Genomic DNA, 14,843 nt, shown 5'->3' with positions numbered 1-14,843 from the left:
CCGGAGGATCCGGCTGGGTGGCCGAATGTCACATTGAGTCGATTGACCCGACAGGATGTGACATTCGGTCACGGGCGGTGCGGTGCGCGGTGCCGGCGATGTTCTCGAGCATGCCCTTGAAGATGATGCCGTGGAACGGCACGAGCGCGTACCAGTAGATCCGTCCCGCAAGTCCCTTCGGAAAGAAGATGGCCCGCTGGTGCAATCGGGCGCGGCCGGGATCGAGCGGCTCGATGCGCCATTCGAGCCACGCTCCGCCCGGCGCCCGCATCTCGGCCCGCAGCCGCAGCAGGGTGGGACGCTCGAGGCGCTCGACGCGCCAGAAGTCGAGCGCGTCCCCGGTGTGCAGGGTGCGCGGGTTCCGCCGGCCCCGGGACAGACCGACGCCGCCGGCGAACCGGTCGAGCCACCCACGGATCGTCCAGGCGAGCGGGAAGGAATACCAGCCGTTCTCGCCGCCGATGCTCTCGACCACCTCCCACACCGTGCCGGCGTCGGTGTCGCAGTCGATGCTGCGCTCGTCGACGAAGACCGCCTCTCCCGCCCAGTGCGGGTCGGACGGCAGCGGTTCGGCGGGGGCGCCGACGGGCGACGCGCTCGCCCAGGTGGTTTCCACGTCGCCGCGCTCGAGCTTGTGCAGCGCCAGCCGGACCGCCTCGCGGTAGCCGGTCAGGCCGCCGGGCGGCGGCGGGATCACCTCGTCGATATCGTGTTCGGCGACCACCGCGTCGTTGCTCAGCGACTCGATCAGGGCCCGGCCCAGCGACGGCGGGATCGGGGTGACCAGCCCGATCCACAGGCCCGCGAGCTTCGGGGTGAGGACGGGCAGCACCAGGATGCGGCGCCGGCGCAGGCCCGCGACCTCGGCGTACACCTGCATCATCTCGCCGTAACGCAGCACGTCCGGGCCGCCGATGTCGTAGGTGCGGCTGCGGGGGAGGGTAGCGGTGGCCGCGCCCACCAGGTAGTGCAGCACGTCGCGCACCGCGATGGGCTGGATCTTGTTGTTCACCCACTTCGGGGTGGTCATCAGGGGCAGACGGTTGCTCAGGTGCCGGATCATCTCGAACGACGCGGAGCCCGAACCGATCACCACCCCGGCCTGCAGCACCAGGGTGGGCACCCCGGACTCCACGAGGATCCGGCCCACCTGCTCCCGGGAACGCAGATGCGTGGAGAGATCGGCCGTGTCCGGGTGCAGCCCACCGAGATACACGATGCGCTGCACCCCGGCCGTCCGGGCCGCGGTGGCGACGTTCTCGGCCTCCGTGCGTTCGGTGTCGATGAATTCGCCGCGCCCGCCCATCGAATGCACCAGGTAGTACAGGACGTCGATGTCCCGGCAGGCGACGGCCAGGGACTCGGGGTCGGTCAGGTCGCCCCGCACGATCTCGACGTCGCCGGCCCACGGCACGTCCCGCAACTTGTCGGGGGTGCGGGCCAGAACCCGCACCCGGTGCCCCGCGTCGATCAGCAGCGGGGCGAGCCGGCCCCCGATGTAGCCGGTAGCCCCGGTGACGAGGATGCGCAGCGGAGGGGCGCTCATCCGTTCTCCACTCATCCGTTCTCCACGATGTGGCCGAGTTGATGCCGCAGGCAGGCCTCGAGCTTCGGCCGGCGGAAGCGGTGCCCGTGGTCGACCAGACATTGCGGGACGACGCACTGGTCGGCCGTGGCGACCTCGCGCGCGCCCTCCTCGCCGAGCAGCAGCCGCGGTCCGAACCCGGGCACCGGCAGCAGCGCCGGCCGGTGCAGCACCCGCGCCAGTGTGCGGGTGTATTCGTCGTTGCGAACCGGCTCCGGCGCAACGGCATTGATGGGGCCTCGGATGCGGGGGTCGGCGAGGGCCCGGTGGTAGACGTCGAGCAGGTCGTCGAGGTCGATCCACGACAGCCACTGCCGGCCGGTGCCGAGCCGGCCGCCGAGCCCGGCCTCGAACAGGGGGCGCTGCAACTGCAGCGGCCCGCCGCGCGGTGTCTGCACGATCCCGGTCCGCACCAGCACCACGCGCAGCCCGCCCGCGGCGGCGGGCGCGGTGGCGGCCTCCCAGTCGGCGACGACGTCGGCGAGGAACCCCGTGCCGCGCCGCGCATCCTCGGTGAGCGGCTCGTCGCCGCGGTCGTAGCCGTAGAACCCGATCGCCGACGCGGACACGAACGTGGCGGGTCCGTTGGGAGTGCGTGCCGCGAGATCGGCCAGCAGCCGGGTGGGTTCGATCCTGCTGTCCCGGATCGCGGCCTTGTGGGCGGCGCTGAAGCGCCCGGCGATCGAGGCGCCGGCGAGGTGGACGACGGCGTCGATCCCCTCCAGCAGGTCGGGTGCGGGGGCGTCCGGATCCCAGCGACGTTCGTCGTCGCCGCGCGGTTCGCCGCGTACGAGGCTGACGACGCGATAGCCGCCGGTGCTCAGGTAAGCGGTCAGAGCGGTGCCGACCAGGCCCGAAGTCCCGGTGACGGCGACCGTGGCGGGCCGCACCCCCTGCTCGTGTGACCACTGGTGGGCGGCGAGGTCGTCGGCGAGCTGGCGGTGCCGGTAGAGGAAGGTCTGCTTCAGCAGCTGCTCCGGGACGGGCGTGTCGACCCGGTCCGTGACGCGGGTGCGACGGTCGCCGAGGGCCTCGAAGTTGTGCTCGTGCCGCCACGACATGACGATCCCCGCGGGCAGCGACGTGAGCCCGTCGCGGCCGACGCTGTCGACGAACCGCGCGGGCGGGTCGTAGGCGTCGGGCTGGTGATCGGCGATCCAGCGCAATCCGCCCGGCAGGCCGAGTACGGCCCGGCCCGACTCGAGGGAGTCCGATTCGGTGATCACCCGCAGCGGCTGCCACGGGGGGAGCAGGCGCCTGACCGCACCCGGTCGGCTGTGCCAATCGAACACGTCGCGGCGTGGCGCGTCGACGACGCTCGAGTACGTGATGCCCATCGTGCCTTCCTCGGCCTGGTCCGGGTGTGCGGGAGCGGCGCCGGGAGAACTCCCGGCGCCGCCGTGGAATCAGCTGGGAATCATGTTGATGAGAATGGTGTATGCGTTCACCAGAGGAGTGTGGATCGCCATGAACGCTGTTTCGACGAGTTCTCGCATGGTCGTGTTCCTCTCGGTTGTCCGTCCGGGACGGGGGGTCCGTCCCATCGGCATTCGGAGCGGTACGTGACCCGGATGGGTCAGCCTTTTCCGCCGATCCGCCCGTACCGGTCGAGTGCCACCTGCCGTTCGTGGGCGTGGTCGACGATCGGCGCCGGGTACCCGTCCGGCGGACCGTCCGGGAGCCGATGCACGCGTTTGCCGTTCACACCCCGCAGCTCGGGTACCCAGCGGCGTACGTATTCACCCGTCGGATCGAACTTCTCCCCCTGGGTGAACGGGTTGAACACCCGGAAGTAGGGCGCGGCGTCGGTGCCGCTGCCGGCGGTCCACTGCCACCCGTGCTGGTTCGAGGCCAGGTCGCCGTCGACGAGCCGGTCCATGAAATGCCGGGCGCCCCACCACCAGGGCAGGTGCAGATCCTTGGCGAGGAAGGACGCGACGATCATGCGGAGCCGGTTGTGCATCCAGCCCTCGGCGAGCAGTTGCCGCATGCCCGCGTCCACGATGGGGAAGCCGGTACGGCCCTCCTTCCATGCGGCGAAGGCACGTTCGGCGCCCGGGCCGCTGTCGTAGGTGATGTGGTCGAAGCGGCGGTTGTAGTTGCGGCGCGCCGTGTCGGGCCGGTGGTACAGCACGTCCGCATAGAAGTCGCGCCAGGCCAGTTCGCTGCGCAGCCGGTTCGCCGCGCCGCCGTGGTCGGAGCGCACGTCGTGCAGCAGGGTGCGCGGGTGGATGCACCCGAATTTCAGGTAGGGGGAGAGCCGGCTGGTGCGGTCGAGGTCCGGCCGGTCCCGCTCGGTGTCGTAGTGGGGCAGGTCGTCGTCGCGGAACTCGTGCCAGCGGTGCAGCGCGGCGGCCTCCCCGGCGGGCGGGAGCGTGGTCCCGTCGAGGTCGTCGTCACCGGGGATCGGCACTCGTGCGTCGAGATCGCCGGGGTCGATCCAGTCGACGGTGCCGGCGTCGGTGGCGGCCGGGGCTCGCCAGCCGTGTTCGTGCCACGCCCGCTGGAAGGGGGTGAACACCTTGTAGGGGGTGTCGTCGGGCTTGCGGACGCGGCCGGGCGCGACGGCGTAGGGCGAGCCGGTGCGCACCAGCGGGACATCGCCGAGCGCCCGCGCGACGGCCTCGTCGCGGCGGGTGCCGTAGGGGCCGTGGTCGGCACTGACGTGCACCGCGTCGGCGCCGAGTTCCCGGGCCAGCGCCGGGACGACGGTGACGGGGTCGCCGTGGGTTACGAGCAGCCGTCCGCCCAGGTCCTCGTCGAGGGCGCGCAGGCACCGCATCAGGAAGGTGCGGCGCGGGGATCCCGACGGGCGCAGCAGCGACTCGTCGAGCACGAACAGCGCGAGTGCCCGGTCGGAGGTGTCGGCGACGGACAGCAGGGTGGGCAGGTCCCGCAGCCGCAGATCGCGGCGGAACCAGACGATACCGGGTCGGCTCACTCGTCCAGTGTGCGTGAGAACGGGGCCGGGCGTGGGCCGGGCAGGCGGGTCGAGGTCGGGCGGGTCGATAGCACTGCGGGTGAGAGACTGGGCCCCATGTCCGACGTGTTCGAGGTGCCCATCCGCGACGAGTCCATCCGGCTCGGTCAATTCCTCAAGCTGGCGAGCCTGATCGAATCCGGCGCCGAGGCGAAGGAAGTGATCGCCGAGGGACTCGTCAGCGTCAACGGGGAGGTGGAGGTGCGGCGTGGGCGGCAGCTGCACGTCGGGGACATCGTGGAGATCGGCGCCGCCGCCGCACGCGTGACGGCCGGGGCGTGAACTCGAGGTGACGGCCTGCAGCGCCGGTGCGACCAGTGCTGCAGTCTCCGAAATCCTCGGTCCCCTGCGACGTTCAGGGGAGACGCCGCACCTGTTTGCCGAGGGCGAACAGACGGCGGGCGAGCCTCATGACGGGAATACCCAGCGGAATCAGGATGATCGTCACGCACAGCAGCCCACCCACGAGCCATACCACCGCCGCAAGGATTCCCACCACCGCCCCGAGCACGGCCGTGAGGATCCCCAGCACCGCATTGAGCAGGCCCTTCAGCGCTCGCATGATGACCTCCTGGTTACCAGTTTGCGCGCATACGGGCCGGGGCGCACCCGTTTTCGGTCGACCTCCCCGCACCCGCCCGACCCGCAGCTGATGCCCGGTGCGGGAGACGAACGCCGTCCCGGATGTGCTGTCAGTCGGTCTCGTCCGTGTCCTTTTTCTCGCGGTCCTTTTTCTCGCGGTCCTTTTCCTCGCGCCGGTCCAGGATCCCGGCGGTGACGCCGTACGGCAGGAAGCGCACCGACCGGCGCGGGTCGGTGTTGTTCTTGTGCGCGCGCAGCGCCTCGAGTTCGGTGGGGAAGACCTGCTCGACGCGGGCGGTCCCGTCGTCGTCGAGCGTGTAGATCACCCACACACCGTCGCCGGTCTCGCCGGCGGTGGGCGGTGCCGGGCGGGTGCGGGGTGCGCCCGCGAGGTCGGGGAAGATGCTCGCCCACGGGATTCCGGCATCCGGTTGCTCGACGAACCGGCCGATCTTGGCGGCCAGGTCGCGCAACCCTTCCCCGGCATCGCGGAAGACACGGTCGAGGTCCTCCGGGTCGAATCCGAACGGGTTGTTCTCGCCCATGAGGGCCTCCTGAGGTCGCGGGCCGCACGTGCGGCCGTGATCCCTCCAGTGTGGGCACTGCCGCCGAACCTCGCCACCGTCGGCCCGAGGACGGTGGCCCGCGACGTCAGGTGGCGTGCGCTGTGCGGACGCTGGTCGACCAGTCGTGCACCCAGGCCGGCAGGTCGGGCAGGTCGGTGAGGGCGGGGAACGTCTGCGCGACGGTGTCCGGCGGGACGGAGCGGCCGTCGCGGTCGAGCACGCGGAGCCCGATCACTGCCCGGGCACTGCTCGCCCCGTCCACGGTCACATGCTGTTCGACGTACAGGTTCTTGGCGTCGACACCGAGGAGGCGGGTCGCCACGTCGAACTGCTGCCGATGCCGCAGCGACCGGTGGTAGGTCGCCGTCTGGGCGACGACGACCGTCTGCCATCGGTGCCGGCGCAGCACCTGCCAGAGCCCGGTGCGGACGAACAGCTCGAACCGGCCGAGGTCGAGAATGGTGAGGTACCGGCCGTTGTTCATGTGCATCGCCGCGTCGAGGTCGGCGACGGCCACGCGGAACGGGGTGTGCACCGTCTCGCGCGGCCGGACCGGATCCGCCTTGCGGGCGCGAAGGAGTGTCCGCGCCGTCCGCAGCGCCATGAGCATGCCGGCCCCTGTCAGTTCTCGGCGCGGACGACGATGCCGTCGTGGTCGCTGTAGAGCATCTCGCCCGGGTTGAACGTGACGCCGCCGAACTCCACCGGCACGTTCTTCTCGCCGGACCCGGTCTGGGTGCTCTTGCGCGGGTTGGTGCCGAGCGCCTTGATGCCGATCCCCAGGGTGCGCAGGATCGCCGAGTCGCGGACGGCGCCGTTGACGACGACACCGGCCCAGCCGTTGTCGACGCCGCGGCCGGCGATGATGTCGCCGACGAGAGCGGTGTGCACGCTGGCATCGCCGTCGACGACGAGGACGCCGCCGTTGCCCGGCTCGCTCAGGGTCTGCTTGACGAGCAGGTTGTCCTGGAAGCAGCGGATGGTGGTGATCCGGCCGGCGAAGACCTCGCGGCCGCCGAACTGGACGAACTGCGTGTCGCAGCTGCGGATGTCGGGGCCGATCTCGTCGGCGAGGTCGGCGGTGGCCGGAACGTCGTTGGTGGAGGGTTCGCTCATACCGCAGAGAGTAGTGGGGTGACGGCGTCCACTCGGCGTGGGACAGATAGAGACAGATCATCTGCCTCTTTAGATTTCAAACCGGTAGATTCTTGTATCCTAAGAGCCATCGGGGCTGGGATGGATGACGCAAACAGGACGGTGAAATGCCACTCGACGGAAGCTCGACGGTTGTTCACGTGCCCAAGGCAGGTGAACTGATCGCCGCGAGTCTGCGCCGCCAGATCATCACCGGGGAACTGCACGCCGGCGAGCCGTTGCCGAACGAGGCCGCACTGATGGAACGCTTCGGCGTTTCCCGGCCCACGTTGCGGGAGGCGTTCCGCATTCTCGAGTCGGAAGGCATCATCACCGTCCTGCGCGGCGCCCACGGTGGCGCCCGCGTGCAGGCGCCGGACGGCTCGACCGCCGCCCGCTACACCGGGCTGCTGCTGCAGTACCGGGGTGTCCCGCTGGCCGACGTGTACCGCGCCCGCACCGAACTCGAGGTGGACGCCGTCGGCCTGCTCGCCGATGCCCCGGCCGGGCGCATCGACACGCTCGCCGAACTGGTCGAGCGGGGCGAGGAACTCCTCGACGACGCTGCCGCCTTCGCCAAGTACGACACCGAGGTGCACCGGGCGGTGATGGAGCTCGCCGGCAACCAGACGATGGCGGCGCTCGCGGGGATGCTGCTCGACATCATGGACGCACACAACGCGCTGTATCTCTCCACACGCGCCGATTCGGCGGAACGCCCCGGGGCGTCCGCGGCGTTGCGCGCCAACCGCAAGCTCGTCACGTTGCTGCGAGGAGACGATGCCGAGGCGGCGCAAGCGTTCTGGCGCAGGCACCTCGACAGCGTCGAGCGGTACATGACGGGTGACTCCGCGACCACGCTCGTCGAGGTGCTGTCCTAGGACACCGCGTCGAGGGGGACGTTGCCGCGACGACATGCGGGTGGGGCGCTACGTAGCACCCCCTCGGCGCAGGAAACTCCCGCTCCGCTCAGCGCCCGAATCGCCGCTCGTACTCGTCGCGTTCGCGGTCGGCCTGCACCCGTGCCTTCTCGCCGAGCAGGTTGGGGTCGAGGCCGTGCTGCTCCAAGCGGTGCCGCCGCCAGATCTGCATCAGGGCGATCGCGAAGTACACCAGCGGGATGAAGAGCAGCGCCATCATCGCCAGCGGAATCCACACGGGCCCGGGGATGAGCAGGAACAGCGCCAGGAACGGCACGATCGGCAGTGTGAACCGCACGAGGTAACGCATCGTCGCGCCGGGCCCGACGAGGTCGTTGCGGACCCAGTCCTGGAGCGAGTCCGGGAGCGTGCGGCCGAACAGGTATCCGACGTACTGGGTAAAACTCGGTCGCGCGCTACTCGTCATGTATCCGAGGATAGGCCGCCTATCCGTACAGCCCGGTGAGCCGGTCGGAGAAGTTGTCGATGACGATCTTGCGGCGCAGCTTCATGCTGGGCGTGAGGTCCCCGGCCTCGACCGACAGCTCGCGGTCGATGATGGTGAACTTCTTGACCTCCTCCCACCGGTTGAGCTGCTCGTTGAGCTGGTCGATGTACCCGGCGATCAGCTCACGGGTCTTCTCGTCCCGGGCGATCTCCGCGAACGACTTGTCGCCCATGCCGTTCTTCTGGGCCCACTCGTGGATCGCCTCCGGATCGAGGCCCACCAGCGCCACGCAGTACGGCCGGCCCTCGCCGTGAACGATGATTTCACTCGCGTACGGGCACAGGCCCTTGAAGGTCGCGGCGATGGCGGACGGCGCGACGTACTTGCCCTGCGAGGTCTTGAACATGTCCTTCTTGCGATCGGTGATCCGCAGGAACCCGTCGGAGTCGACCTCGCCGATGTCGCCGGTGTGGAACCAGCCGTCGTCCTCGAACGCCTCGGCGTCCGCGTCGGGACGATCGTGGTAACCGCTCATCACACCGGGACCCTTGATGAGGATCTCACCGTCCTCGGCGATCTTGACCTCGGTCTCCGGGAAGGGCCAGCCGACCGTGCCGAAGCGGTAGGCGAGCGGCCGGTTGAGGAACGTCGCGGCGGAGGTCTCCGACAGCCCGTACCCCTCGAGGACGATGATGCCGACGGCATCGAACCACTGTGCGACGTCGCGGTCCAGCGGAGCGGACCCGGAGACGAAGAACCTCAGCCGGCCGCCGAACCGCTCCCGGATCTTGGAGAAGACGAGCTTGTCGGCGAGCTTGTACTGCAACCGGTCCAGCGGCGACGGGTCGCGGTCTTCCTGCTTGACCTTCGAGACCCGTGTTCCGACCCCGACGGCCCAGTCGAAGATCTTCTTCTTGGCACCGCCCTCTTCCTCCATCATCGCCTCGATGCGCGCGTGGGCCTTCTCAAAGACGCGCGGCGCCGCGCCCATGAAGGTCGGCCGCACCACGGCGAGGTTCTCGACGATCTTCTCGACCCGGCCGTCGATGGCGGTGGGCATGCCCACCTGCAGGGGCAGGCTCAGCAGCACCTTGCCGAACACGTGCGACAGGGGCAACCACAGGTACTGCAGGTCGTCCGGGCCGAGAATGCCGAGGGCATCGACGGCTGCGGCGGTGTACGTCCACGCCGAGTGCGGGAGCCGCACGCCCTTGGGCTTGCCGGTGGTGCCGGACGTGTAGATGAGGGTGGCGAGGTGATCCGGCCGAATCTCCCGGACCCGATCCTCGACGACGTTCGGCGACTCCGCGATCAGCTGCCGGCCCCGCTCCTCGAGGTCGGCCAGGGTGATCACCCAGTCGCCGTCCCCGGGGCCGTCGATCACGACCACCTGCTGCACGTCCGGTAGCTGTGCGCGCTGCTCGACGAGCTTGTCGACCTGCGCCTTGTCCTCGGCGACGACCACGCGGCTGCCCGAGTTGGACACGATGAACCCCACGTCGGGAGCCTTGGTGGTGGGGTAGACCGTCGTGGTCGCGGCGCCCGCGCACATCACCGCGAGGTCGACGATCACCCACTCGTACCGGGTCGACGACGCCAGCGCGATACGGTCCTCGGGCTCGATGCCGAGCGCGATCAGCCCGGCCGTGAGCAGGCGGACGCGGTCACCGACCTGCTGCCACGTCACGCTCTCCCAGCCGTCGTCCTTCGGGAACCGGAACGCCTCCGTGCCGGGGCTGGCCGCGACACGATCGAGGAAGAGCTGAGCCACCGACGGTGCCCGCTTCTCGATCTTCGAGTGGTCGACCGGTTCGTCGGAGATTCGCAGCGCTGTCATGCTTCGAGTCTAGGAAGGCCGGTCGAACCGCGGGGAGGGTTTCGCCTGTTCGTTCCGGCTTCCGGCCCACGCTTACCGCGCCTGCCGGTGCTTTCGGGCGTGGGCGAGAGCCGCGGCCGCCCGCAGCACCTGCGGTGCGTGCCGGGCGGTGCGGAGCACGGCCCGGTCGAGCACGGACAGGTCGAGGGACCGGTGTGCGATCGGGGGCGGGTCCGTGATCGCGTCGGTGAGCCGCACCCACTGCGCGACGAACCTCGCGGCTGTCTCGCCGGGGTCGTCGTGGCCTGGGGGTACCGTCCGCTTGCGGGGACGGTGAAGACACTTCTGCATTCGGTCTACGACTTACGGATGGTGATGAAAAATGCCATTTACGCAGCGATCCCCGCGAACCCCCAGGTGGGCGTGTTTTCGGTCGCCGGGAGGGTGTCGGCGCCGTCCGGTACCGTTCCCGACCGTGGATATGGAGACCGAACCGGCCGACGACGCCCGGATTGTGGTGCCAGCAACCCCTGCGGGGCCCGCGCTGCCGGACCTCGCGCCCGATACGGCGGCGCGGATCGCGGCGTCGGTGGCTGCGGCGCGGGCCGCCGGGACCCGCCGCACCTACGCCTCCGCCTGGCGGGCCTTCACCACCTGGTGCGCCAACGAGGGCCACACCGCGGTGCCAGCGCACCCGGTCACCGTCGCCGCGTACCTGGTCGCCTGCGCCGACACCGTCACCGAGGCGGGGGAGCGGGCCTACGCCCCCGCCACCCTCGCGCACCGCCTCGCCGCGATCGCCCACCACCACCGCCAGACCGGGCACCCCAGCCCCACCGGCGACGACCTGGTCAAAGCGACGATGTCCGGGATCCGCCGCGGCTACGCCACCGCGGGCGAGCGGCCCCGCGCTCCGCGGGCGCCGCTGCTCACCGCCGATGTCCTCGCCATTGTCGACAAGGCCCGCGCCGACTGCCAGGGCTGGGCGGACGAGGTCGTCGAACGCCGCGACACCGCCCTCCTGCTGCTCGGGTTCGCCGGGGCCTTTCGCCGCAGCGAACTCGTCGCCCTCACCTGCGGGGACGTCGCGCTGCATCGGCTCGACGGCCTGCACATCCGCCTGCGCAAATCGAAGACCGATCAGGAGGGTCGCGGCACCGTCCGGGCCCTGCCGTTCACCCACAGCCACACCAGTTGTCCGCCGTGTGCGTGGCTGCGGTGGGCGCAGATCGTCGCCGCGTTCGACACCGGCGGCCGGCCCGCCGTGATCCGCCTGCTCCGGGGTGCGGAGCCGTTCGCGGCGCACGTGTGCCGCGGCACCCGTCCCCGCACCACCTCCGGCGCACCCTTGCTGCGCGCGATCCGCAAGAACGGCAACCTCTCCGAGACTGCCTTGTCGGGGGCGGCGGTGCACCACGCCATCCGCCGCCGCGCCGCCCACGCCGGCTACGACCCGGAGCTCGTCCAGCAGCTCGGTGGGCATTCGCTGCGCGCCGGGTTCGTCACCCAGGCCTTCCGCAACGGCGCGAGCGCGCACGCAATCATGCGCCAGACCGGACACACCACCCCCGCCATGCTCGAGGTCTACGCCCGCGAACACGCCCCCCTGCTCGGCAACGCTGTCACCAACCTGGGCTTGTGAGCGATGAACCGGGCGGAATTGCATCGGATGCAACACTGCGCAAGCGGGGGAGAAGTGCTCGACGTGCGGCGAAGGGGGCGTGCCCGTGCGTCGAGTATCCGGCCTGCGTGGGCCGTGACCTGGCAGAACACCTCGTTTCGGCCACGCAATTCAACAATGTTGTGTTCAATGCAACATATGGATTCGGTGGTGGACCCGCCCGGTGCGGCGCATCTGGTGTTGGCCGATGCGGTGGTGCACCTGGATCCGGAGGAGGCGGTATTCGAGGCGATGCTCGCCGGGTGGCAGCGGCAGCAGCGCACCCGGTTTCTGAGCGAGTCCGGCACGATCGGTCCGCGGGTGGCGGTGGTGCGGCGAATGGCCGAGTTCACCAATTCCTATCCGTGGCAGTGGGAACCGGCCGATGGGGAGGATTTCATCACGTATCTGCGCTCGCAGACGCGGGCGCGACCGATCGTGGTGTCCACAGCGCGCAGCTATGAGATGGCGATCGCGTTGTTCGTCGAGTACGTCACCGATCGTCGGTACGGATGGCCCGCGGTGTGCGAGCAACGGTTCTCGCGGGTGCCGCAACGAATCTTCCACGAAGGCAATACCATCGCGCATGTCGCCGACGTCGAGGGGCAGCCGGGACGGCGCCCGTTGACCTACGACGAGGTCCAAGCGCTGTTCGACGCCGCCGACGCCCGGGTGGAACAGATCCGCGGCCGGGGCCGCAAGGGAGCGCTCACCGCGCTGCGGGACGCGGCGCTGCTCAAGACCGTGTACGCCTACGGTCTACGCCGCCGTGAGGTGCACGGGCTGGACCTGGCGGATCGGCGGCACAGCCCCGCCGCGGCGCAGTACGGCCGTTACGGGGCGTGGTTCGTGCGCTGGGGTAAGGCGTCGAAGGGCAGCCCACCCAAGCGTCGCACCGTGCTCACGGTGCCGGAGATGGACTGGATCGTCGAGGTGCTCGAGCACTGGGTCACCGAGGTCCGTCCACTGCTGCGTCCGGGTCCGCTGGCCGCGGTATGGGTCAGCGAACGGGCCGGACGGATGTCGATGCGCAGCATCAACGAGGCGTTCGTCGCGGCCCGGCAGACGGCCGGGTTGCCGACCGAGCTCGACCTGCACTGCCTGCGTCATTCCTATGTCACCCATCTGATCGAGTTCGATTACCCCGAGCGGTTCGTCTCCGAGCAGGTCGGGCACCGCTACGCGTCGACCACGGCGCTCTACACCGGGGTTTCGGACGAGTACCGGCGCCGGCTGATCCGCCGCGCCCTGCACAGCCGTACCGAACTGTGGGAGCAACGCCGATGATCAGGAAGATGGGCTACCGCTGGAATCTGCGCCGACGCATGGCCGAACAGGACATGTTCGCCACCACCGACCTGGTGCCGCTGCTGGCCGACCGCGGCATCCACCTCTCGCGCGAGCAGGTCTACCGGCTGGTCACCGCACCGCCGCAACGACTGTCGATGGATACCCTCGCCGCCCTGTGCGACATCCTCGCCTGCACCCCGAACGACCTGATCGAGATCGATGTGGTCAACACCCCCGTCGCCAAGACCGGCGGCCCCGCCGAACGAATCGTCCCCCCACAGGCCCGGCGCACCACCATTCGCCGGCCGCGGGCCACATGACCGCCGCCCGGGCCGGTCGGGAACCGCGGCAGACGGTGCTCGACCGCGCCGCCGCCCGGGTCTGCGCGGTGGTGCCCGGCATCGATCCCACCGCCGCCGCAAGATTCGTCGAGCGCGCCACCGTCGCGCACACCCTGCGCCGCCTCGAGGCGCACCTGGCCCACCATCCGGACGCGCTGACCAGCGGTTCCTCGGACGCGCCGATCACGCTGCAGCGGCTGGCCGGGTTGCTGGCCGACGCCGGCCACCCCACCGTCGTCGTCCCCGGCTGCCTGCGCTGCGGAAAGCCCGCGCTGTTGCCGCACCTCGTCGACGGCGGCCGAGTCTGCGACCACTGCCGCCGCTTCTACCATCGCGCACCCTGTGGGCGGTGCCGCCGCGACCGCCCGATCGCTACCCACACCGACCGCGGTGATCCCCTGTGCCACTCGTGCATCCCCCGCAGGCGCGAACCCTGCGGCACCTGCGGACGGGTGTTGCGGGTCAAGACCCGGCGCGCCGACGGCGCCGCGGTGTGCCCCAACTGTTATCGCACCCCGCAGCGGCGTTGCTGCCGCTGCGAGCACATCACTCCGACCTACGCCCACACCGACCACGGCCCGATCTGCAAGTCCTGCTACCGCCGGCCCCTGCGCCGTTGCGGCGCCTGTGGTGAGCAGCGACGCATCGACCGTCGCGCCACGGCAACCACCCCGGACATCTGCATCCGCTGCCGAACCCGACGCCTGCGATCGTGCACCGTCTGCGGCACCGACTATCCGGCCCATCCGCGTGCGCAGCATCCGGTGTGCCTGCCGTGCCGGGACGCCGGCCATGTCCTCGAACCCGAGCTCACCGAATCACCCGACCGGATCCGTCGGCGCCGACACGAAACCAGCCACGACGCACTGATCACCACACTGCACGCTGTGATCACCGATCCGCACCGCGGCATCGCCGCCCCACTCACCGCGCTCGACGAGGTCTTCCGCACGGTGCCCAACCCCGAGATCATCCGGTACTGGCTGCACCGCCGGCGCGGCGGCGCGGCACTGCTGCACCAGATAGCCCTACGCGCTCACGACGAACCGATCACCCACCAACTGCTCGACAGCTACCCCCACAGCGCTGCACTGCCCCGGCTCCGCGCTCTGTTCGTCTACGCCGGGATCCTGCCCGAACGCACCGACCTGCTCGAACGGATCGGACCCTGGCTCGACGAGATCCTCGAGGGCCGCCCCGCCCACCACGGAGCACTGGTGTGTCCCTTCGCGCATCGGCACGTGCTACGCCGAGCTCGCCGCCGCGCCCGCAGCCGCCCCGTCACGGACAATGCCGCCGCTTACGCCCGCAGCCAGATCACCCTCGCCCTGGACTTTCTGTCCTGGCTCGACGAACACGACACCACCTTGGCCACCGCCACCCAGGCAGACCTCGGGGCTTCCCCCCGAGATGTGGACACACGTTCCTATGCGGCGGTGGCCAGCGTAGCCGATCGCTGCTCGTACTCGATCGGGCAGATCTGACCGAGAGTGGAGTGCCTCCTTCGGGTGTTGTAACGAG

16 protein-coding genes are annotated in these 14,843 nt (G+C 70.2%); 6 read left to right on the top strand and 10 right to left on the bottom strand.

The genetic code is table 11. The annotated features are described in order from the left end of the window. Positions 1-28 precede the first annotated feature (28 nt). The 3 genes from G6038_RS27610 to G6038_RS27600 all read right to left on the bottom strand — a co-directional run bounded on the left by G6038_RS27610 (position 29) and on the right by G6038_RS27600 (position 4,526). Positions 29-1,546 carry an SDR family oxidoreductase gene (locus tag G6038_RS27610; protein WP_165041684.1) on the bottom strand — a complete coding sequence of 506 codons (1,518 nt, stop codon included), beginning with the start codon at positions 1,544-1,546 and terminating at the stop codon, positions 29-31. Positions 1,547-1,557: 11 nt separating this feature from the next. Next, positions 1,558-2,922, bottom strand: coding sequence for a TIGR01777 family oxidoreductase (locus tag G6038_RS27605; protein WP_165041682.1), 1,365 nt, complete (start codon positions 2,920-2,922; stop codon positions 1,558-1,560). A gap of 239 nt (positions 2,923-3,161) precedes the next feature. After that, positions 3,162-4,526, bottom strand: a complete 1,365-nt coding sequence (locus G6038_RS27600) for a deoxyribodipyrimidine photo-lyase (RefSeq protein WP_165041680.1) — start codon at positions 4,524-4,526, stop codon at positions 3,162-3,164. 96 nt (positions 4,527-4,622) lie between these two features. Here G6038_RS27600 and G6038_RS27595 point away from each other — a divergent pair, with 96 nt between their 5' ends. Continuing rightward, positions 4,623-4,847 (top strand): RNA-binding S4 domain-containing protein, encoded by a 225-nt coding sequence (locus tag G6038_RS27595; protein WP_006931525.1) that lies wholly within the window; start codon positions 4,623-4,625, stop codon positions 4,845-4,847. Positions 4,848-4,920: 73 nt separating this feature from the next. On the opposite strand, the gene G6038_RS27590 is transcribed toward G6038_RS27595, so the two are convergent. The 4 genes from G6038_RS27590 to rraA all read right to left on the bottom strand — a co-directional run bounded on the left by G6038_RS27590 (position 4,921) and on the right by rraA (position 6,829). Next, on the bottom strand, positions 4,921-5,127 hold the full coding sequence (locus G6038_RS27590) for a hypothetical protein (RefSeq protein WP_006931527.1): 207 nt from the start codon (positions 5,125-5,127) through the stop codon (positions 4,921-4,923). 130 nt (positions 5,128-5,257) lie between these two features. Next, positions 5,258-5,692: a hypothetical protein gene (locus tag G6038_RS27585; RefSeq protein WP_165041678.1), complete on the bottom strand. Its 435-nt coding sequence runs from the start codon at positions 5,690-5,692 to the stop codon at positions 5,258-5,260. A 106-nt stretch (positions 5,693-5,798) separates the two neighbouring features. Beyond that, on the bottom strand, positions 5,799-6,323 hold the full coding sequence (locus G6038_RS27580; RefSeq protein WP_165041676.1) for a thioesterase family protein: 525 nt from the start codon (positions 6,321-6,323) through the stop codon (positions 5,799-5,801). Between the two features lie 11 nt (positions 6,324-6,334). Further along, positions 6,335-6,829, bottom strand: a complete 495-nt coding sequence (rraA, locus tag G6038_RS27575) for a ribonuclease E activity regulator RraA (protein ID WP_165041675.1) — start codon at positions 6,827-6,829, stop codon at positions 6,335-6,337. A 146-nt stretch (positions 6,830-6,975) separates the two neighbouring features. On the opposite strand from rraA, the gene G6038_RS27570 reads away from it, so the two are divergent. After that, positions 6,976-7,728, top strand: a complete 753-nt coding sequence (locus G6038_RS27570) for a GntR family transcriptional regulator (protein WP_165041673.1) — start codon at positions 6,976-6,978, stop codon at positions 7,726-7,728. 88 nt (positions 7,729-7,816) lie between these two features. On the opposite strand, the gene G6038_RS27565 is transcribed toward G6038_RS27570, so the two are convergent. The 3 genes from G6038_RS27565 to G6038_RS31670 form a co-directional block, all read right to left on the bottom strand. Further along, the gene (locus tag G6038_RS27565) at positions 7,817-8,194 is read right to left on the bottom strand and encodes a DUF5313 family protein (protein ID WP_165041671.1); all 378 of its coding nucleotides are present in this window, start codon (positions 8,192-8,194) and stop codon (positions 7,817-7,819) included. Positions 8,195-8,213: 19 nt separating this feature from the next. Continuing rightward, positions 8,214-10,052 carry a long-chain fatty acid--CoA ligase gene (locus G6038_RS27560; protein WP_165041669.1) on the bottom strand — a complete coding sequence of 613 codons (1,839 nt, stop codon included), beginning with the start codon at positions 10,050-10,052 and terminating at the stop codon, positions 8,214-8,216. A 72-nt stretch (positions 10,053-10,124) separates the two neighbouring features. Next, positions 10,125-10,382, bottom strand: a complete 258-nt coding sequence (locus G6038_RS31670) for a hypothetical protein (RefSeq protein ID WP_165041661.1) — start codon at positions 10,380-10,382, stop codon at positions 10,125-10,127. A gap of 124 nt (positions 10,383-10,506) precedes the next feature. On the opposite strand from G6038_RS31670, the gene G6038_RS27550 reads away from it, so the two are divergent. The 4 genes from G6038_RS27550 to G6038_RS27535 all read left to right on the top strand — a co-directional run bounded on the left by G6038_RS27550 (position 10,507) and on the right by G6038_RS27535 (position 14,806). Beyond that, on the top strand, positions 10,507-11,673 hold the full coding sequence (locus G6038_RS27550; protein WP_165041667.1) for a site-specific integrase: 1,167 nt from the start codon (positions 10,507-10,509) through the stop codon (positions 11,671-11,673). Between the two features lie 177 nt (positions 11,674-11,850). Continuing rightward, the gene (locus G6038_RS27545) at positions 11,851-12,978 is read left to right on the top strand and encodes a tyrosine-type recombinase/integrase (protein WP_072636903.1); all 1,128 of its coding nucleotides are present in this window, start codon (positions 11,851-11,853) and stop codon (positions 12,976-12,978) included. Next, on the top strand, positions 12,975-13,301 hold the full coding sequence (locus tag G6038_RS27540; protein ID WP_165041665.1) for a helix-turn-helix transcriptional regulator: 327 nt from the start codon (positions 12,975-12,977) through the stop codon (positions 13,299-13,301). Before G6038_RS27545 ends, G6038_RS27540 begins: the two co-directional genes overlap by 4 nt. Continuing rightward, complete coding sequence (locus G6038_RS27535) at positions 13,298-14,806, top strand: hypothetical protein (RefSeq protein WP_165041663.1); 1,509 nt, start codon at positions 13,298-13,300, stop codon at positions 14,804-14,806. The genes G6038_RS27540 and G6038_RS27535 overlap by 4 nt, the downstream gene beginning before the upstream one ends. Positions 14,807-14,843 lie beyond the last annotated feature (37 nt).

The organism is Rhodococcus sp. 14C212, assembly GCF_011058195.1.
Lineage (GTDB): Bacteria > Actinomycetota > Actinomycetes > Mycobacteriales > Mycobacteriaceae > Rhodococcus > Rhodococcus aetherivorans.
The sequence above is the reverse complement of the archived record's forward strand: the minus strand, read 5'-3'. Positions and strand labels throughout refer to the sequence as shown.

Excerpts from the sequence above, each read along its gene's own strand:
- G6038_RS27610 (WP_165041684.1), bottom strand. The coding sequence starts at position 1,546 with ATGAGCGCCCCTCCGCTGCGCATCCTCGTCACCGGGGCTACCGGCTAC.
- G6038_RS27605 (WP_165041682.1), bottom strand. The coding sequence starts at position 2,922 with ATGGGCATCACGTACTCGAGCGTCGTCGACGCGCCACGCCGCGACGTG.
- G6038_RS27595 (WP_006931525.1), top strand. The coding sequence starts at position 4,623 with ATGTCCGACGTGTTCGAGGTGCCCATCCGCGACGAGTCCATCCGGCTC.
- G6038_RS27590 (WP_006931527.1), bottom strand. The coding sequence starts at position 5,127 with ATGCGAGCGCTGAAGGGCCTGCTCAATGCGGTGCTGGGGATCCTCACG.
- G6038_RS27585 (WP_165041678.1), bottom strand. The coding sequence starts at position 5,692 with ATGGGCGAGAACAACCCGTTCGGATTCGACCCGGAGGACCTCGACCGT.
- G6038_RS27580 (WP_165041676.1), bottom strand. The coding sequence starts at position 6,323 with ATGCTCATGGCGCTGCGGACGGCGCGGACACTCCTTCGCGCCCGCAAG.
- rraA (WP_165041675.1), bottom strand. The coding sequence starts at position 6,829 with ATGAGCGAACCCTCCACCAACGACGTTCCGGCCACCGCCGACCTCGCC.
- G6038_RS27570 (WP_165041673.1), top strand. The coding sequence starts at position 6,976 with ATGCCACTCGACGGAAGCTCGACGGTTGTTCACGTGCCCAAGGCAGGT.
- G6038_RS27565 (WP_165041671.1), bottom strand. The coding sequence starts at position 8,194 with ATGACGAGTAGCGCGCGACCGAGTTTTACCCAGTACGTCGGATACCTG.
- G6038_RS27560 (WP_165041669.1), bottom strand. The coding sequence starts at position 10,052 with ATGACAGCGCTGCGAATCTCCGACGAACCGGTCGACCACTCGAAGATC.
- G6038_RS31670 (WP_165041661.1), bottom strand. The coding sequence starts at position 10,382 with ATGCAGAAGTGTCTTCACCGTCCCCGCAAGCGGACGGTACCCCCAGGC.
- G6038_RS27545 (WP_072636903.1), top strand. The coding sequence starts at position 11,851 with ATGGATTCGGTGGTGGACCCGCCCGGTGCGGCGCATCTGGTGTTGGCC.
- G6038_RS27540 (WP_165041665.1), top strand. The coding sequence starts at position 12,975 with ATGATCAGGAAGATGGGCTACCGCTGGAATCTGCGCCGACGCATGGCC.
- G6038_RS27535 (WP_165041663.1), top strand. The coding sequence starts at position 13,298 with ATGACCGCCGCCCGGGCCGGTCGGGAACCGCGGCAGACGGTGCTCGAC.